Source organism: Clostridium ljungdahlii DSM 13528, assembly GCF_000143685.1.
Lineage (GTDB): Bacteria > Bacillota > Clostridia > Clostridiales > Clostridiaceae > Clostridium_B > Clostridium_B ljungdahlii.
The window spans coordinates 2693974-2712776 of record NC_014328.1 but is presented as its reverse complement, the minus strand read 5'-3'; the positions used below and the strand labels follow the sequence as shown (position 1 = coordinate 2712776).

General features: G+C 30.6%; 16 protein-coding genes and 3 riboswitches. Of the genes, 12 read left to right on the top strand and 4 right to left on the bottom strand.

The window, feature by feature from the left end; translation table 11 throughout:
- Window positions 1–99 precede the first annotated feature (99 nt).
- A complete protein-coding gene (locus CLJU_RS12035) occupies window positions 100–1692 on the bottom strand; it encodes a serpin family protein (protein WP_023161865.1) in 1593 nt (530 codons plus the stop codon).
- 97 nt (window positions 1693–1789) lie between these two features.
- On the opposite strand from CLJU_RS12035, the gene CLJU_RS12030 reads away from it, so the two are divergent.
- The 9 genes from CLJU_RS12030 to cysK all read left to right on the top strand — a co-directional run bounded on the left by CLJU_RS12030 (window position 1790) and on the right by cysK (window position 10983).
- Complete coding sequence (locus CLJU_RS12030; protein ID WP_013239093.1) at window positions 1790–2566, top strand: N-formylglutamate amidohydrolase; 777 nt, start codon at window positions 1790–1792, stop codon at window positions 2564–2566.
- Between the two features lie 141 nt (window positions 2567–2707).
- The gene (locus CLJU_RS12025; RefSeq protein ID WP_013239092.1) at window positions 2708–3862 is read left to right on the top strand and encodes a methyl-accepting chemotaxis protein; all 1155 of its coding nucleotides are present in this window, start codon (window positions 2708–2710) and stop codon (window positions 3860–3862) included.
- A 214-nt stretch (window positions 3863–4076) separates the two neighbouring features.
- The gene (nadA, locus tag CLJU_RS12020; protein ID WP_013239091.1) at window positions 4077–4991 is read left to right on the top strand and encodes a quinolinate synthase NadA; all 915 of its coding nucleotides are present in this window, start codon (window positions 4077–4079) and stop codon (window positions 4989–4991) included.
- Window positions 4992–5016: 25 nt separating this feature from the next.
- The gene (locus CLJU_RS12015; protein ID WP_041705119.1) at window positions 5017–6582 is read left to right on the top strand and encodes an L-aspartate oxidase; all 1566 of its coding nucleotides are present in this window, start codon (window positions 5017–5019) and stop codon (window positions 6580–6582) included.
- Window positions 6583–6588: 6 nt separating this feature from the next.
- On the top strand, window positions 6589–7419 hold the full coding sequence (gene nadC, locus CLJU_RS12010; RefSeq protein ID WP_013239089.1) for a carboxylating nicotinate-nucleotide diphosphorylase: 831 nt from the start codon (window positions 6589–6591) through the stop codon (window positions 7417–7419).
- A gap of 49 nt (window positions 7420–7468) precedes the next feature.
- A complete protein-coding gene (locus tag CLJU_RS12005; protein ID WP_029169944.1) occupies window positions 7469–7675 on the top strand; it encodes a hypothetical protein in 207 nt (68 codons plus the stop codon).
- Between the two features lie 579 nt (window positions 7676–8254).
- Window positions 8255–8887, top strand: coding sequence for a class I SAM-dependent methyltransferase (locus CLJU_RS12000; protein ID WP_013239087.1), 633 nt, complete (start codon window positions 8255–8257; stop codon window positions 8885–8887).
- 4 nt (window positions 8888–8891) lie between these two features.
- Window positions 8892–10034 (top strand): bifunctional cystathionine gamma-lyase/homocysteine desulfhydrase, encoded by a 1143-nt coding sequence (locus tag CLJU_RS11995; RefSeq protein ID WP_013239086.1) that lies wholly within the window; start codon window positions 8892–8894, stop codon window positions 10032–10034.
- Between the two features lie 34 nt (window positions 10035–10068).
- Window positions 10069–10983, top strand: coding sequence for a cysteine synthase A (cysK, locus tag CLJU_RS11990; RefSeq protein WP_013239085.1), 915 nt, complete (start codon window positions 10069–10071; stop codon window positions 10981–10983).
- 118 nt (window positions 10984–11101) lie between these two features.
- Here cysK and CLJU_RS11985 read toward each other — a convergent pair whose 3' ends face one another.
- Window positions 11102–12604, bottom strand: a complete 1503-nt coding sequence (locus tag CLJU_RS11985) for an amino acid permease (protein WP_013239084.1) — start codon at window positions 12602–12604, stop codon at window positions 11102–11104.
- 39 nt (window positions 12605–12643) lie between these two features.
- Complete coding sequence (locus CLJU_RS11980; RefSeq protein WP_013239083.1) at window positions 12644–13444, bottom strand: hypothetical protein; 801 nt, start codon at window positions 13442–13444, stop codon at window positions 12644–12646.
- A gap of 170 nt (window positions 13445–13614) precedes the next feature.
- A riboswitch (SAM riboswitch) is annotated at window positions 13615–13736 on the bottom strand.
- 211 nt (window positions 13737–13947) lie between these two features.
- A riboswitch (cyclic di-GMP riboswitch) is annotated at window positions 13948–14035 on the top strand.
- Window positions 14036–14321: 286 nt separating this feature from the next.
- On the opposite strand from CLJU_RS11980, the gene CLJU_RS22935 reads away from it, so the two are divergent.
- Both CLJU_RS22935 and CLJU_RS11975 read left to right on the top strand, forming a co-directional pair.
- A complete protein-coding gene (locus CLJU_RS22935; protein ID WP_242825676.1) occupies window positions 14322–14501 on the top strand; it encodes a hypothetical protein in 180 nt (59 codons plus the stop codon).
- Window positions 14502–14560: 59 nt separating this feature from the next.
- Window positions 14561–15856: a methyl-accepting chemotaxis protein gene (locus tag CLJU_RS11975; protein ID WP_013239082.1), complete on the top strand. Its 1296-nt coding sequence runs from the start codon at window positions 14561–14563 to the stop codon at window positions 15854–15856.
- 96 nt (window positions 15857–15952) lie between these two features.
- On the opposite strand, the gene metA is transcribed toward CLJU_RS11975, so the two are convergent.
- Window positions 15953–16870, bottom strand: coding sequence for a homoserine O-acetyltransferase MetA (metA, locus tag CLJU_RS11970; RefSeq protein ID WP_013239081.1), 918 nt, complete (start codon window positions 16868–16870; stop codon window positions 15953–15955).
- A gap of 227 nt (window positions 16871–17097) precedes the next feature.
- A riboswitch (SAM riboswitch) is annotated at window positions 17098–17205 on the bottom strand.
- A gap of 242 nt (window positions 17206–17447) precedes the next feature.
- Between metA and CLJU_RS11965 the strand changes: the two genes are divergently transcribed.
- Entirely contained in the window at window positions 17448–18800 is a 1353-nt protein-coding gene (locus CLJU_RS11965; RefSeq protein ID WP_013239080.1) for an APC family permease, read from the top strand.
- Window positions 18801–18803 lie beyond the last annotated feature (3 nt).

The following is an 18803-nucleotide window of genomic DNA, read 5'->3' as shown; positions in this document are numbered from 1 at the left end:
ATATTTACGTTGACAATAAAATTATAATAATTATTTAAGGAATTGTCAACATGAAATGTATATTGATGTTAACAATTGCTCAAAAAGGATATTTTATATTTAATTTTCAGTATTTGTACTTGGGTTTTCTACTTTGCCCATAAATAATATAAGATTATAGTTACTGTCTCGTATGACAAAGAAAAAAGGCCTATCTACTTTAAAAGAAATTGGCTCATTAGAAGAAGGTGCAGGAGAACCTGCTACGAATATCGAGGTAACTGCAGAAGCTTCAGAGCCCTGTTCATCTACATTGATTGCAGCCTTATGTTTTATTGTATTAATATAGAAAGGATTTTTTGATGTTTCACCTATAAGTTTTGTAAAATCTGCTTTACTGCTATCAAATGCTTGGTCCATTCCTAAATTTTTTAGTGTATTGTTTAAAGTCACACCATAATTGATTTTGAACTTAGGAATTTGCTGTAGAACATTTGTATCATTAAAGCTGTTTATCCATTTGTCAAATTTTTCTTCAGTAATATTTTTTGTAAAATCATTTATATCTGTACCTTTGTTAGGCAAAAATATGTCCATTTCCATTCCATCATAGTAGGGCAGAGAAATTGCTTGAAAATTAGTTCCTTTCAGATAATTTATCTGGGAGGTATCTTCCATAGTGTCTGTACTTATCACTTTTCCACTGGATAGAGTGAAATTTTCCTTTTTAGTTTTGTCTCGTGAAAATCCATTTTTCCATTTTCCTTTAAAGTATGTGGAATTTATTAAAATGGCTTGGTCTTTTTCGCTTATATCGTCTATAATCTGCTTAATTTGTTCCTTGGTGGACTTCTTTACCCATTCATTTATCTTTTTCAAGGTGTTAGGATCACTAAAATCTTCTGAATGTATTTCTGAATTATAATATTTTTGGGCAGTATTTTTAAAAGTACTATTTAAGTTTATATCATTATTTGTCCATATTGAATTTGCAACTTTTAAGTCTGTTGATGTTAAATTGTTATAGTATTGTGACAAACTATAATATTCTTCATTTATAGTGTTATCATCTATAGATGCAAGCCCTAAACAATTCAATATTTCCTGTTTTGTTTTATTTTCAGCACCATTTTGAGTCATAGCTAATATGTTGGATATGCTCAAAGGAGAAATAATCATATTTTGACTTTTATCTGTATCTTCAGATAGTAAATTTTTTGCTAGGTTGAATCCAAAAGAATTATTTGTTCCAATTATAGGACTATTTTCATCTATGGATACAGTACCTATATTGTCAGTTGAAAATTCCATTTGTACTGGATTTTTAAGATATTTACTTTTATCTTGAAATTTTAAATCTTTGGAAATATTTAAATAATAAGTTTGTCCTTTAGTATATCCACCTTCGGGTGCTTGTACATATACATAGCTGTTTTTATTGTCTAAAAAAAGGTTTGTTGGAATTAAGCAGCCCTTTGAGTCTGTTACAGTAATTATTCCCGGGAGCAGGAGAGAATTTTCATCTACTGGTGATTTAAATTTTATAGTCCAGCATTTAAGCGTACTTATATCTGTATGCTTTTCCCATTGAATTACCTGTGATTTTTTAGGGGAATAGGAGGAATCAGCTGCTGCAGTTGATGTGAAAGTAGAAAATACCATTATAGATGATGCCACGAGGGACAATGAAATTATTTTTTTAATAATCAACATATCACCTTCCATATATAATATCATTTATATTACAATAGTAACATGTATTGTATTATGATACAAATTTATCATCTTATTATAATTTGGAGGGATGTTGATGAATCCGGTTAATGTAATAAATAGTAAAAGTCCGTGTAATATAGTTACAAGCATTCCACATGGATCTAGTAAAATAACTTTGGAAATGAAACAAAGCATGAAAAAAGGAGTGCTACTTCCAAACAATGACTGGTTTTTAAATGACCTTTATGATTTTTTACAAGAGTTAAATATAACTGTAGTGTCGGCTAATTACAGCAGATATGTTATAGATGTAAATAGAAATATTGAAAATAAATTTATACAGGGGAAATATACAAAGTCCTTAGTATATTATAACACTACCTTTGACAGAAAAATTTATGACAAGCCATTGGAAATGGAGATAATAGAGGAGCGAATAAAGAATATCTATAATCCCTATCACTCTTCTTTGAAAAGAGAACTAGAAAAAGTTTTGAAACTAAAGAATAAAGTCTACTTGTTAGATTTACATAGTTTCTTTGAACAGTCAAAAGCAGATATAATACTTGGAACCCGTGAAGGAAAAACTTGTTCCAAAGAATTTTTAGAACTGGTGTATGATGCATTTACTTCTCAGGGGTTTAATGTAAAAGTTGATGAAAAGGGACTTAGAGGAGGATACATCGTATCTCATTATAGTTCTACGAAAAATGTAGAAGCTATACAAATTGAAATAAGATATACAGCCTATATAGAAAATAGATATTTTGGTGAAGAAGAAGTTAAAAATGTAAATAGCAACTTATTCTATAGCGCTAAAAGACGTCTATATAATGTCTTATGTTGTATAAGAAATAAGTTAGAAAATTAAGTATTATGTATAAGTTTAGTAAAAAGTAGGAAAACGAGGGAATAAATATAGCGAATTTATTGATTAAGTTCTACCGGTTAACTATAATAAAAATAATGGTTAATATAATTTTTAAAGATAATGTAAGGAGAGTAGATTTTTATGATTTCTATAAATGAATTAGATTGTGTAAAACGTATGTGTGAATCCCAGGCAGATATGATATCAGGAGGAGTATTATATGCTATTATTGAAAAAAATAGAATTGTTTGGAGAAAAGCATCTAAGGCATTTGATATTAAAGTGATGGATATTGGATTTGATGTAAGTAAACAGAACATATCATTAGAAGCATTTCAAGAAAAAAAAGATGTTATAAAGAATGTTTCAGATCCTAGATACGGAAGATTTAAAATATTTGAGGAACTTATAAAAGATGAAAATGGACAAATTGTTGGAATGTTTTGTTCCCTGTTTCCAAAGATACACCCTGTAACAAAGGCGTTTAAAGATTTTGCACCAATATTAGTTGAAATGTTTCCAGAAGGAGCTTTTTTCATTTTATCTGACTTAGAAAAAATAGTTGATATACAGCGATCTGAAAAATTTGATATACCTGCTATTAAGCCGGGAGTCCCATTTGTAGATAATCCTGCATCTGTAGTACATAAGGCAATTCAAACTAAAAAATTTGCATCAGAGAATGTAGATAGTTTAGGAAATTCAGGAACACCTGTTAGGATGGCAACTTATCCATTATGTGATGAGGATACAGGTGATGTTGTGGGTACTTTTGGAATGATTATACCTAGAGGAGCTACAGTGAATTTGAAAAATATGTCTAATGATCTTACGGAAAATATTACAGGAGTATCCTCTACCATTGAGGAATTAGCTGCTTCAGCATCTGAAATACATACAAACGAGCAAAATCTGGATAATGAAATAAAACAAATAATATCTTTGTCAGAAGAGATAAATGAAGTATCTTCTTTAATAAAAGGTATTTCAGATGAGACTAAGATGCTTGGATTAAATGCCTCAATTGAAGCAGCTAGGGCAGGAGATGCTGGAAAGGGTTTTGGGGTAGTTGCACAAGAAATTAGAAAATTATCAGAACAGTCAAGAAGTACAGTGCCTAAAATTGCAGAGTTAACAGATAATATTAGGGAAAAGGTTGAATCTTCTAGCAAGATGAGTCAGAATTCATTGACTTCAAGTCAAGAGCAGGCAGCGGCTACACAGGAAATCACAGCTAGTATAGAAGAAATCACATCTATGTCAGAAAATTTAAATCAAATTGTAAATAGTTTGTAAATTATGATAATTTACTAAAAGTATGGATTATGATCCATACTTTTTTTAATGTAATTGTAAAGGTGGAATTTAGTAATGCTTTTATTGTATGTTGTTAAAATATAAAAAATAGTATATACTGGTGTATATACATGAAATTGTAGTATAAAAATATTGGTATGGTACAAAAATATTAATATATTATCAAACAAAAATATTATTTTAGAGGTGTAATATGGACAAAACATTTTTAATAAATGAAATAAATAGGTTGAAAAAAGAAAAAAATGCTTGCATATTAGCGCATAACTATCAGCTGCCAGAAGTTCAAGATATAGCAGATATTGTAGGGGATTCTTTTGCACTAAGTAGAGCTGCTGCTAAAATGGATAATGAAGTTATAGTATTTTGTGGGGTTAAATTTATGGCAGAAAGTGCAAAAATACTATCACCAAATAAAAGAGTTTTACTTCCTTCAAAATATGCAGGATGTCCTTTAGCAGAGTGTATAGATGAAGAACAACTTATGGAGGAAAAAGAAAAGCATCCAGAAGCAGCTGTGGTGTGTTATATAAACTCTTCTACTGAGGTTAAGGCTATAAGTGATATATGTTGTACTTCTTCTAATGCAGTTAAAGTTATAGAAAGTATGGATAAGGATGAAATATTATTTGTACCAGATGAAAATCTTGCCAGTTATGTAGCTGAAAAAGTTACAGGTAAAAAAATCATACCTTGGTCAGGTGGTCACTGCATAACTCATGCCAGAATAACTATAGAAGATGTTAAAAAAATAAAAGGAGAGCATCCTGGAGCTGAAATGTTAGTGCATCCTGAAGTTTCAAAAGAAATAAGGGATAATGCTGAATTTGTTGGAAGTACGTCACAGATAATTGACTATGCAAAGAAATCACCAAATAGGGAATTCATTATAGGTACTGAAATAGGGGTACTTCATAAAATGAAAAATGATAATCCTGAAAAAAATTTCTATTTATTAAGTCCAAGACTTGTATGTCAAAATATGAAAATGACTACACTAAAAGATGTCCACAATTCTCTTTTAAATATGGAACATGAAATATTTATTCCTGAATCAATGAGAATAAAGGCATTGGGTTCCCTTGAGAAAATGTTACGTATTGAATAAATTCTATATAGGCTGGTGATGTAAAGTGGAAAGAAGATATTTAGCAAACTATAACGTGAATTCCTGTGAAAGCAAGAGCTTTGATGTAGTTATAATTGGAGCAGGAATAGCAGGACTCTATACTGCTTTAATGCTTTCTAAAAATTTAAGAGTAGCGGTTTTAAGCAAAAAGGATGTATATGATTGTGATTCATACCTGGCTCAAGGAGGAATTGCAGCAAGTATACAAAACGATGACAGACAGCTTCATGTAAAGGATACTATAAATGCAGGATGCTATGTTAATGATTTGGAAGCTGTAAATGTGCTTGTAAATGAATCTGAGAAAGCTATAAATGATTTGGTTCGTCTTGGAGTTAAATTTGATAAAAACTCCCAAGGTAATTTTTATAGGTCTTTTGAGGGAAATCATTCCATTGCAAGGATACTTCATGTAAATGGAGATTCTACAGGAAAAGCTATAATGGAGGTTCTTGTAAACCAGGCTAAAAATGCTTCTAATATAGAAATAATACCTAATATCTTCGCCTTGGATATTGTTGATAACAAAAACAAATACTGTGGTATAATGGCATTTTACAAAAATAAAGTTGTTTATTTAAAGTCAAAATGTTGTATAATAGCCTCTGGTGGAATTGGACAGTTATTTTCTAAAACTACGAATGTAGATGTGCTTACAGGAGATGGAATTGCCATGGCAATAAGGGCAAAGGTAACCTTAGAAGATATGGAATACATTCAGTTTCATCCTACAGCTTTATACTCTAAAAATAATGAGGAAAAGATGTTTCTAATATCTGAAGCTGTAAGGGGAGAAGGTGCCGTACTTAAAAATAAATGTGGGAGCAGGTTTATGAAAGAGTATGATTCAAGGATGGAACTTGCTCCTAGGGATATTGTAGCTAGGGCAATTAGTGATCAAATGAAAAAAACTGATTCTAATTATGTTTACTTGGATGCTACTATGTACGAAAAAAATTTTTTAAAAAATAGATTCAATAAGATTTATAGTGAATGCGAAGAAAATGGTATAGAAATATATAAGGATTACATACCTGTAACTCCAGCTGAACATTATTTTATGGGTGGTATTAAGGTGGATCTGTTTGGAAGAGCTAGTATGGAAAACCTTTATGCAGTTGGAGAATGTGCTTGCACTGGGGTTCATGGAGCAAATAGGCTTGCTAGTAATTCTTTAATGGAAGCTCTGGTTTTTGGAAAAAGGGTTGCAGAGGACATCTTAAATAAAATAAAAGTTATAGATGAAGATAATTTTGAAGATAGTGTATTTATTCCTCAATGTAAAGAGAGTTACATGGACTTTTCAAAACTTAAACAGAATCTGAAGATATTAATGGAAAATAATTTGGGAATAGTTAGAAGAATTGATAACATTAAAAGTGCACTAGAGGTTGTAGATGAAGTTCTGTTTAAATTTCAATATATAAATTTTAAAAGTATCGAGCAAGTAGAAGTTTATAATATGTATGAAGTTGCTAGAAGTATAATTATGGCTACTTTGGAAAGTAAGACTTCCATAGGAAGTAATTATATTGAGGATTATTCTAAAGATAACGTAGTTTTGAGGTGATTGAATTTGAATTACTTAATAGTTGATAAATTAATAAAAAATGCTCTTATAGAAGATATAAATTATGGTGATGTTACTACAGATAATTTGCTTTTGGGAAGTGAGGTTTCAAAAGGAAGATTTATTGCAAAGGAGCCAGGTGTTATTGCTGGAATTGATGTGGCTAAAAGAGTATTTGAAATTGTGGACAGCAGTATAATATTCAACGTCAAGATAAAAGACAGTTCCAAAGTGGAGAAAGGCGATGTTATTGTAGAATTAGAAGGAAATTCTAAATCTATATTAAAGGGAGAAAGGGTTGCCCTTAATATACTTCAAAGAATGTGTGGAATTGCAACTAAAACTAATAGGATGGTTGATTTAGTAAAGGATTATGATGTGAAAATAGTAGATACAAGAAAAACTCTTCCTGGATTTAGAATTTTGGATAAGTATTCTGTTACAGCAGGAGGAGGATACAATCATAGGCTGAACTTGTCTGATTTTGTAATGATTAAGGATAATCACATAAGGGCAGTAGGTTCTATAACGGAAGCTGTTAAAAGAATAAAAAATAAAATTCCATTTACAGCTAAAGTAGAGGTAGAAGTAGAAAATCTGGATCAATTGAAAGAAGCAGTTAATACTGAAGTTGATGTAATTATGTTGGATAATATGGATGTAGATACTATGAGAAAGGCTGTGAAATTTGTAAATAAAAAGTTTATTTTAGAAGCTTCGGGAAATGTCACCGAAAATACTATAGGGGATATTGCTTCTACAGGTGTTGATATAATATCTATAGGTTCTCTTACACATTCTGTAAAAGCGCTGGATATAAGTTTAAGGTTTATATAAAGTTCCTAATTTTAAAGTCATGAATAGTATATTAAGAGGAACAAATGAGGTGATGACATTGGCTATAGAAAACTTGAAAGAGTTAAAAAGTCAATTGGAACTGGATGCAACTAGATTAAGAGAAAGTATATGCATAAAAGACAGTCTTTGTGTTAAAGATAAGATATGGGATACTGATGAAATGTTTCAAGATATAAAACAGAGGGTTATACTTGAGTATATTGAAAAACTACTGGATAAAATTGATGCAAAATAAATTTAAAGTGGGGCGTCACACTAAGCTTGAATACTACAGTATGTTGTTTCAACATATTGTATGTAAATTACTTAGTGCAACAGCCCCATAAATACTATAATAATAAAAACTCATAGATATAAAGTAAAAAAGTGAAATAAAAATTAAAAATAATACTTGATTATATTAAAATTACGTAGTATTATAGATTTAAATTAAATCTTAGTAAATAACTATGAATTGCGATGATAAGAAGAGTAGATTATAATTTGACTATTACAGAGAGGATTTCCCTTGGATGAAAGGAGATCTTAGTTGATGATAATTGAAGTGCATCTTGGAGCTCTGAATTGAAGTTTAGTAGACTTCAGCGTATATGCCCGTTAAAGCATTGAGGTATGATTGTACCAAAAATTAAGTTGTCTTATATGTGTATTTTTTTATAGGATAAACAGAGTGGAACCGCGGAAGTAATCCTTCTGCCTCTGAATTGAGGCAGAAGGATTTTTTGTTTTTGAGAATCCGGAACTCAAAAATATAATATTTCAAAATAATTGAAAATTTTTTATATTGAAATTATTTATAAGGAGGACAATAATCATGAATTCTGTAGGATATTTTGATTCAATTGCAGATAAATGGGACGTAATAAGAGAAGATTATTTTGAGGACAAATTAAAATATATAGCACTTTCACAATTTAATATAAAGAATAAAATTTGTGCAGACCTGGGCTGTGGAACAGGATTTATATCACTTGCACTTGCACAGGATGCAAAACTTGTATTTTCTCTGGACAATTCCAGAAACATGTTAAAACAGCTTCATAGTGAAGCTTTAGATAAATCAATTAAGAATATATATCCAATAAAAGGTTCTATGTCGGATTTACCGCTCTTTGATGAATCTATTGATGTTGTATTTGTAAATATGGCTCTCCATCATGTAGTAGATGCAAAAAAGGCAATTAATGAAATTTATAGAGTGCTTAAAAAAGATGGAACTTTTGTCATATGTGATGTAGAAGAACATGATGGAGAATGGGCAAGAATTGAAATGCATGATGAGTGGCTTGGATTTTCTCATAAAATGATAAGCGACTGGGTAAAAAATGCAGGATTTAAGGATATACAGGTTGAAAGTACAGGACTTAAATGTACAGGATATTCTAGCAAAGGTGAATGTACTGAACCGGGAATATTTATGGCTAAAGGAATCAAGAGAGGAGAATAAAAAGATGAATATAGAATCATTATTAATACACGGTGGGGTTGATGGGGATAAAACTACAGGAGCAGTTAGTGTTCCAATATATCAGACGTCAACCTATAAGCAAAGTGGACTTGGAGAAAACAAAGGATATGAATATTCAAGAACGGGAAATCCAACTAGAGAAGCACTTGAAAAACTTATAGCAGAACTTGAAGAAGGTAAAAATGGACTTGCATTTGCCTCAGGAATGGCAGCTATAACTGCCGTGCTGACACTTTTCAAAAGTGGAGATAAAATAATAATATCAGACAACGTATATGGTGGAACTTACAGGGTACTTGATAAAGTATTTAAAAATTTTGATTTAAACTACGAATTGATTGATACAAGTGACCTAGAAAAAGTTGAAAGTAGTATTACAAAAGAAGTAAAGGCAATATATATTGAATCCCCAACTAATCCACTTATGGATATAACAGATATAAAAAAGATATCTGAAATTGCAAAGAAAAATAACCTTTTGACTATTGTAGACAACACTTTTATGACACCTTATCTTCAAAAACCAATAGAACTTGGAGCAGATATAGTACTTCACAGTGCAACCAAGTATTTAGGTGGACACAGCGACTTAGTTGCAGGACTTGTTGTTGTAAATGATGAAAAGTTAGCTGAAAGATTGTATTTTATACAAAATTCAACAGGTGGAGTATTAGGACCTTTTGACAGCTGGCTTTTGATAAGGGGAATAAAAACATTGTCAGTTAGAATGGATAGACACCTTGAAAATGCAGCCTATATAGCTCAATTTTTAAATGAAAGTCCTTTTGTAGAAAAAGTCTATTATCCGGGACTTGAGAGTCATAAAGGCCATGAAATTCAGAAAAAACAGGCTAGAGGTTATGGAGCTATAATTTCCTTTGTACTGAAAAAGGATATAGATATAAAGAAATTTTTTAAGAATTTAAAACTTATAACTTTTGGAGAAAGTCTTGGGGGAGTGGAATCTTTAATGTGCCATCCTGCTACTATGACCCATGCAGCTATACCTTATGAAATAAGGCAAAAAGTTGGAATTGTAGATAATTTGGCAAGACTTTCTGTTGGAATAGAAAATAAAGAAGATTTGGTAAAAGACTTAAAAAAGTCAATGGAGCTTTCAAAATAGAGTTTGATAAATAATTTGATTGGGGGATTTTTAAATGGAAGTTTTTGATGATATAAAGGAAATGATAGGAAAGACTCCTATATTAAAAATAAATGAATTTGATTTAAAAGATGGCGTGAATATATATGCTAAACTTGAGAATTTCAATCCAGGAGGAAGTGTAAAAGACAGAATTGGGGATTATATGATAAAGCAGGCAGAGAAAAGAGGAAAGTTAAAGAAAGGATATACTATAGTAGAAGCTACAGCAGGAAATACTGGACTTGGAATTGCACTTGGAGCACTCAATAGGGGATATAGAGTAGTATTTGCGGTCCCAGAGAAATTTTCCATAGAAAAGCAAGTGCTTATGAGGGCACTTGGTGCAGAAATAGTGCATACTCCTGAAAAAGACGGCATGCGAGGGGCTATAGAAAAGTCAAAAGAACTTCTAAGCAAAATTCCCAATTCCATATCACTTAGTCAATTTGAAAATGAAGACAATCCACAGACTCATTACCTTACAACGGGTCCTGAAATATATGAGCAGTTAAATGGTAAGATAGATTACTTCGTAGCTGGAGCTGGAAGTGGGGGAACTTTTACAGGAATAGCAAGATATTTAAAAGAAAAAGATAATAATGTAAAAGCTGTATTAGCTGATCCAGAAGGATCTACTCTTGGTGGCGGTACTGAAGAACACGGTTATGCCATTGAAGGTATAGGAAATGACTTCCTGCCAGATACTATGGATTTAAAATTAGTTGATAAAGTCATAAAGGTAAATGATGAGGAGGCATTTTCACTAGTTAAAGAATTGGCTAAACGTGAGGGATTGATAGTAGGTTCATCTTCTGGAGCAGCAATTGCAGCTGCGTTAAAACTGGCTAAAACCATAGATAAAGGTAATATAGTTACAGTATTTCCGGATAGAGGAGACAGGTATTTTAGCAAAAACTTATATGAATAAATAAAAGTTTCATTTAAATATTAAAAAAGTAGACAATGGGTATTTGAACTGCTCCCTGTCAAGTAGACAGGGAGCATATCAATTTGTATCCATTGTCTGTTTTTTTATAACCTTAATATTAGGATAAAGTTTTTCTTTTATTGTCATCTTCATTATATTCAAAATTACATTCTTTAAGAGGTACTATTTTTGTCTTCTTAATAATCTTGTATCCAAGATACAAAGATATAAATATAGGAATACACAAATAATTTGTTACAAAATCAAACCAGCTAAATGTTTTAGCTTGAAATACCCATATGTTAGAACCAAATATAACAATTATACAAAGTATGATAGATATAATGGGGGCAAATGGATATAACTTAGCTCTATATTTTAAATCATTTAAACTTTTACCTTGGGAAATGTATGCTTTCCTAAATCTATAATGGCAAATAGCTATACCTAGCCATGCAAAGAAGGCTGTGATACCAGAAGCATTATAGAGTATGTAATATATTTTTCCATCTCCAATCAAAGAGGCGAAAAAAGCAAAACAAGCAATAACAGTTGTGGAGTATAAAGCAGTTGTAGGAACACCATGTTTGTTTACTTTTGATAAAAATTTAGGTGCTTTTCCTTCTTTGGATAGGGAATAAAGCATACGTGAAGCTACATAGAGGCCTGAATTACCGCAGGAGAGAACTGATGTTAAAATTACTGCGTTCATAATACTTGCTGCAATTGCTAGGCCAGATCTTTTAAATACCATGGTAAAAGGACTGTATGAAATATTATCTGCCCCACTTTTTAATAAGTTTGGATCAGTAAAAGGAACTAAAAAACCAATTACTATAATTGCCCCCATATAAAATAGTAAAATACGCCAGAAAACATTTTTTATAGCTTTAGGAACATTTTCTTCAGGATTTTCCGATTCACCTGCGGCAAGGCCAACTATTTCTGTTCCGGAGAAAGAAAATCCTGCAACTAAAAATACATTAATAATAGCAGATATTCCGCCAACAAAAGGCCCTTTCTTTCCAGAAGCATCTGATAGTACCCAATTACTTAATCCAGGTGATTTTCCACCTAAAATGCCAAATATCATGAGAACGCCTACTATAAGGAATACTATAATTGTAATAACTTTGATACTTGCAAACCAATATTCACTTTCACCGTAAATTCTTGCTGAAAGAATATTTAAGATAAAAATTATTACTAAAAATAACATACTCCATAAAGTAGTATTGGTATTTGGAAGCCAGAATTTAACAATCATTGAACCTGCAACTAATTCAGCAGCAACGCATATTGCCCAGCAAAACCAGTAATTCCATCCAAGGGTAAAACCTAATGCAGGATCAATAAATCTTGTAGCATAAGTTTCAAAAGATCCTGATATAGGCAGTAGTGTTGCCATTTCACCGAGGGATGTCATCAAGAAATAAACTAAAATTCCCATAATTACATAAGCTAAAACAGCTCCACCAGGTCCAGCTGTGCTGACAGCGCTTCCACTGGCGAAAAATAAACCAGTTCCAATTGACCCTCCTATGGCAATCATGTTCATATGTCTGGCTTTTAAAGTCCTTTTAAGTTGACCTTGTTCATTTGCTTTTGAATTTGTGTCCATTTTAAATTTCCTCCTTTTGTCTAACAATAAAACATATAGTTATTTACCTATGGGACACGCATATTCACATGTTCTGCAGTATTTTATAACATTAACAGGTTCTTCTGTAGAAACTTCAGGTATATTCATAGGCTTAATACTAGCTACATCTTCTTCCATTTGTATATTACACAAGGTTCTATCAAAATTCCCTACTCTTCCAGGAAGTTCATTTCTACCTAATTCTGAAGAAAAATATATTTCCTTAGCAAATGCACCTTTTTTACATTTTTCCCAGCACTTAATTTTGCAGCTTTTACATGGATCGTATCTAGAAGGACCAGTTGATTGTAAATCCAAACTTAAACCAAGTGCTCTTAATCTTACATGCGGACCATATTCAGGTGTGACTAGTAAGTTATTTCTACCTATGCATCCTAGTCCAGCTGTTACAGCTGAATCTTTTAAGAATATGCCACCCTTTTCAACATGATAATTAAAAGAATAGGTTTCTACACATTCCTTTTCTAATATGCTTTTAACATCTTTGGTAATACTAATTAATTTTTTGTTGCCTATGGTGTTGTGATCTTCAATCCAATAATCCACAGCAGGGTTGTCTATAGGATGATGATAAGCTAAAATAAGTACACTTTTTATTCCCTGGGGCCATAGAACTTCTGTTAGAAATTTATCTTTTTCTCCACGCATATAAGTTCCAACACCATTATATTTAGGCATCTTAGGTACTACAGTAAAGGCAGGGGCTTTTTTTAGGTCCTCAACATTTGCAATGCCTGCTAGAGAAGCTCCAGTTTTTAGTGCAAGTTTTATAATTTCTTTTGATGTAAGTTTGTCCATAATTTGTACTAATGTATTTTAATATGTAAAAATACATTATTCACTTCCTCTCTTTAAGTAATGTATTTTAAATTCATGAATTTTTTACTGAAAAATAAAAAATCCTCTTTCCAAAAAGAAGAGGATAAATAGCGTAGGTTATTACGAGAGTTTATTAAAAAAACATCTCTCCCTCATCTTTCAGAATTATTATGATCTGCTGGAATTAGCACCTTTACATGTTTACGCATAGGAAAAACATGAGGTTGCTGAAACTTCATAGGGCCAGTCCCTAAGTTTCTCTTGATAAGGATTTATTTAATTTTTTGTAAAATTCTTATTAACTAATATGTATTATATATGTTATGCTTTTCAATGTCAATAAAAATCTAATTATGTTACAGGATATATGATTAAATTAAATGCTTATGCAAAATATGCAAATATTTTATGTATAAATTACAATAATATGCGATTACCATTGAATTTTGTAAAATTTTAGTGTAATATATTTTATATTACTACATTGATAATAGCACATTTATCGAAAGGTAAAGTCGCAAAGCTATGGGTCTAAAGAAAATTATTTTCTATGATTGCCAGGTTACCAAATTATAGTTTTAATAATCAATATCTATACTTATAGTCTGGTACCTATTTATATATTAATAGGTACATTTTTAATTTGTAAAAGTTTTCAAATCTGTATTAGAAAAAGCAAATTTGAAATGAAGTGACATAGATGTATTAGTCTATCCTTCTATATTATCAAAATATATATCGTCAACAATATCAATTTTATTGTGTAAACAATTAAATTAACGATATTAGTATGTTTTGTTTATCTCAGTTTGCACTTAAAAATATAAAAAAATTAATATATTTAGGGGGACATAAAATGAACACTAAAGAAGAGAGCTTTCAGATAACTTTTAATAAAAAATCACTTAAAGTTGTGCTAATAATTTATATGGTATGCTGTGTTCTATCATTTTTATTTTATTCTTCAATAAAATTACTTGGACTTAATGACAACATAAGTGTAATTTCTTTAATTATGCTTGGAATATTTGTTTAATTTATGGCCTTATATTTTATAAATGTTATAAATGTACAATTACTCAAAATGGTTTTAATATGAAAGCATTTAATATAACAAAAATTGTACTTTTAATAATAACTTATTTTCAGTATTTATATTTGAACTTTACAATGCACTTAAATTCCATATGGCTTATAGTTTTCTTTTTCGTTATTCTTGGAGCCTTGTTTTTTGATATGAAAATGATTATAGAGTCGATAGCTTTAAGCCTTTTATGTCAAATCATAGTATTTGTAAATAATCCTTCAATTTTTCAGGATAAACAATTGATTATTGCAGAAACGGCTATGAAAATCATCACTATTTTTATAACTTTAGCATTAATTTTCATAGTTGTATACTTTGCATCTAATCTATTAAAGTCAATTGGTGATAAGGAAATTGAGTTAAAAAAAGAAAAGCAAAAATTGTTAGATTTATTTGGAAATATAGCTCAAATTTCTGGTACTGTTTTATCATCAAGTGAAAACTTAAGTGCAGCTATTGAAGAACAAACAAGTTCACTTTTGGAAGTTTCAGAGACAAGCCAATCTGTATCAAAAAGTTTTGGTGAAATGCTTGATAAATCAAATAAGAATAAAGAAATATTAAATACTTTATTAAATGCTAATGAGGTTGTTGCTAAAAAAACCAAGGATAGTGAAGATAAAATAAATTACTTTATAAATATTACAGATAAAAATCAGAAATCTTTAAATGATACTCTTTCAATTATTATGGATATAAAAAATAGTATAGAGGATACGTTTAAGTCTACAAAAGATTTAAAGCAAAAATCAAGACAAGTAGATGAGATATTAAATATTATAGGAGATATATCAGAACAAACTAATCTTCTTGCTTTAAATGCATCAATTGAATCAGCAAGAGCAGGTGAAAATGGTAAAGGGTTTGCAGTAGTAGCAGATGAAATAAGAAAATTAGCTGAAGGAACAAAACAATCACTTAATCAAGCAAGTGCAATAGTGGATGAACTAAAAAATAAAATTGATGTAGTTCAAAAACAAATGACGTATAATAGCGAAAAGTCTCAGAACGGTAATAGTATTATTAATGAAACAGTCAGAGGAATAAATGCTATGACTTCCAATTTGAAATTATTTAGTAATAATGTTCTGGATACAAATAACGCTTCTACTACATTATTTACAAAAACTAAAAATGTAGTTCAATTTAATGAAGAAGTATCGAATATGACAAAAGATACAATATCAAAATATGAAATGATAACAGAAACAATATCTCAAAATGCTGCCACCAGTGAAGAAATAGAAGCTAACATTAATGAACTTAGAAATGTTGCTGAAGATATGAATAAACTTATTAAATAGATTTTGGTTATTTCGAATCTATTTATGAAATTGTAGAGATCTATAAAAAATGGAAATGACACTATTTTATTAAAAGGTCATTTCCATTTTTCTATGTTATTGAAGACTATCCAAATTATAAGGTGTCTCTTGATATACATAGTAATTTAGCCAGTTTAGAAATAAAAGGTTGGCATGACTTTTCCAAGTTGCTCTAGGCTGTTTTGCTGTATCATTATGAGGAAAATAATTTTTCGGAATTTCTATGGGCAAATTAGCTGCTACGTCCCTGTCATATTCTGATTTTAATGTTAAGGTATCATATTCAGGATGCCCTGTTACAAAAATTTGACGTCCGCCTTTTGTTGATACTATATAGACTCCGGCATCTTTTGATTCTGAAAGTATTTCTAATTCAGGTACTTTTTCAATATCTTCTTTTTTTACACAGGTATGCCTTGAATGAGGTGCGTAAAATATATCGTCAAATCCTCTAAGTAACTGTGTGTTTTCTTCATTTATTATATGTGCAAAAACACCAAACATTTTTTTATCTAAAATATATTTTGGAATACCAAAATGGTGGTAAAGTCCGGCCTGAGAGCCCCAACATATGTGCAGTGTTGAATACACGTTTTTTTTACTCCAGTCCATTATTTCAGTTAATTCATCCCAATAGTCAACATCTTCAAATTTCAGTTTTTCAACAGGTGCTCCTGTTATTATCATGCCATCAAATTTTCTGCCCTTTATTTCATCAAAAGTTTCATAATACTTGAGAAGATATTGTTCTGAAGTATTTTTTGATCTGTGAGATTTAGGATACATTAATGTTATATCAACTTGAATAGGGGAATTACTAAGCAACCTTAAAAGTTGTACTTCCGTAACGGTTTTAACCGGCATTAGATTCAATATGACTATATTAAGAGGTCTTATATCTTGTTTTAATGCACGTTTTTCATTCATTACAAATATGTTTTCAGCCTTCAGTGTTTTAGAAGCTGGAAGGTCATTGGGTATATTTATTGGCATAAAAAATCCTCCTTTATATATAGGTAGCTTAGGCATCTTCAAAGAAATAACTATTCAGTATGCTAGGATATTTTTTATCAAATGCCTTAATCAAATAAAAATCTTATTTTGCATATTTAAGTAGTGAACAGCTATACAAAGGAATAGGTTAATTTAAATAATTTGTATAATAAAAAAGCTGTTTTCATAAGAAAAACAACTTTTAATACTAATTATATAAACTATTTTCCTTATCTTTCAGAAATAATCTGCTGGAATTAACACCATACATTCAAATGAAAAATGTTGGTTGTCGGGTTTCATAGGGCCAGTCCCTCCGCCACTCTTGATAAGATTTAAATTGATTTTATTTAGTTTATTATATAGTATACTAAAATTAAACTTTTGTCAAATACAAGTATATGAATAAATAAATTGAAAATTCATAACAATGAAGAAAAAGAAATGTTGGTAAATGCTTAATTCTGTGGTACAATAAAAATTAATATGTCATGCTGTTTGTAGTGCTTAGATAGCATGATGTATAAAAGCAATATTCAGTATAATATTAATAAATCAAAGAGGGGGATATTTGATTATGGAATCAAAGTTAGAAAAAAGGTATGGCCTTATTACGGCTATAGCCATGGTTATTGGTATTGTTATAGGTAGTGGTGTATTTTTTAAAGCAGAAAAAGTTTTAACTGCAACAGGTGGAAATCTTACACTTGGCATACTGGCCTGGGTTATAGGTGGTATTATTATGATTTCTTGTGCCTATACTTTTGCTGTAATGGCAACTAAGTATCAATATGTAAACGGTGTAGTGGATTATGCAGAAGCTACTTTGGGCAAAAAATATGCATATTATGTTGGGTGGTTTATGGCACTCATTTACTATCCAACATTGACGTCAGTATTAGCATGGGTTTCCGCTAGATATACTTGTGTATTACTTGGATTCTCAATTACAGGTGGAGAGTGCATGACTATTGCAGGTCTATATTTGATAGCAAGTTTTGCGTTAAATTCACTGTCACCAATTTTAGCAGGTAAATTTCAGGTTAGTACAACTATTATAAAGCTTATTCCACTAGCTTTAATGGCTGTAATTGGAACAGTTGTAGGTGTGGGTAATGGCATGATTGCATATAATTTTACAACAGTAGTAAAGGAAGTCAATACTTCTAATGCATTATTTACAGCTGTTGTTGCTACAGCTTTTGCTTATGAAGGATGGATAATTGCTACAAGTATTAATGCTGAGTTAAAAGATGCAAAGAAAAATCTTCCATTGGCTCTTGTTGGAGGAACTTTTGTAATTATGATTATTTACATACTCTATTATGTAGGGTTAGCTGGAGCAGTAACAAATAAGGTTATGATGGCTGGCGGTGAAGCAGGAGCTAAATTAGCTTTTCAGACAGTTTTTTCATCAGTAGGTGGTTCACTGCTGTTTGTATTTGTTATCATTTCTTGTCTTGGAACTTTAAATGGATTAATGCTTGGATGTACCCGAGGTATTTATTCTTTAGCAGCAAGGAATATTGGACCAAAACCAGATGTATTTAAGCAAGTTGATAATGTAACAAATATGCCTACTAATTCATCTGTATTTGGATTGCTTCTTTGTGGTATATGGTTATTATACTTCTATGGTGCTAACTTAACAAAGCCTTGGTTTGGATTTTTCTCTTTTGATTCTTCCGAATTACCTATAGTTACTATTTATGCATTGTATATTCCTATTTTTGTTATGATGATGAAAAAAGAAAAAGATTTAAACTCATTTAAGAGATTTATAGCACCTATTATTTCTCTAGCTGGATGTGTTTTTATGATAATTGCTGCTTGCTTTTCTCATAAAATGGAGGTTGTTGCATATCTGATCGTTTTTGCAGTTGTAATGATTTTTGGGGCTGCGTTTTCTAAAGAAAAAATTGCGGAATAAGAA

Coding starts and splice junctions, on each gene's coding strand:
- CLJU_RS11980 (WP_013239083.1), bottom strand. CDS start 13,444: ATGGACAAACTTACATCAAAAGAAATTATAAAACTTGCACTAAAAACT.
- CLJU_RS12035 (WP_023161865.1), bottom strand. CDS start 1,692: ATGTTGATTATTAAAAAAATAATTTCATTGTCCCTCGTGGCATCATCT.
- CLJU_RS11995 (WP_013239086.1), top strand. CDS start 8,892: ATGAATATAGAATCATTATTAATACACGGTGGGGTTGATGGGGATAAA.
- metA (WP_013239081.1), bottom strand. CDS start 16,870: ATGCCAATAAATATACCCAATGACCTTCCAGCTTCTAAAACACTGAAG.
- CLJU_RS11965 (WP_013239080.1), top strand. CDS start 17,448: ATGGAATCAAAGTTAGAAAAAAGGTATGGCCTTATTACGGCTATAGCC.
- CLJU_RS11975 (WP_013239082.1), top strand. CDS start 14,561: ATGAAAGCATTTAATATAACAAAAATTGTACTTTTAATAATAACTTAT.
- cysK (WP_013239085.1), top strand. CDS start 10,069: ATGGAAGTTTTTGATGATATAAAGGAAATGATAGGAAAGACTCCTATA.
- CLJU_RS22935 (WP_242825676.1), top strand. CDS start 14,322: ATGAACACTAAAGAAGAGAGCTTTCAGATAACTTTTAATAAAAAATCA.
- CLJU_RS12030 (WP_013239093.1), top strand. CDS start 1,790: ATGAATCCGGTTAATGTAATAAATAGTAAAAGTCCGTGTAATATAGTT.
- CLJU_RS12025 (WP_013239092.1), top strand. CDS start 2,708: ATGATTTCTATAAATGAATTAGATTGTGTAAAACGTATGTGTGAATCC.
- CLJU_RS12000 (WP_013239087.1), top strand. CDS start 8,255: ATGAATTCTGTAGGATATTTTGATTCAATTGCAGATAAATGGGACGTA.
- CLJU_RS11985 (WP_013239084.1), bottom strand. CDS start 12,604: ATGGACACAAATTCAAAAGCAAATGAACAAGGTCAACTTAAAAGGACT.
- nadA (WP_013239091.1), top strand. CDS start 4,077: ATGGACAAAACATTTTTAATAAATGAAATAAATAGGTTGAAAAAAGAA.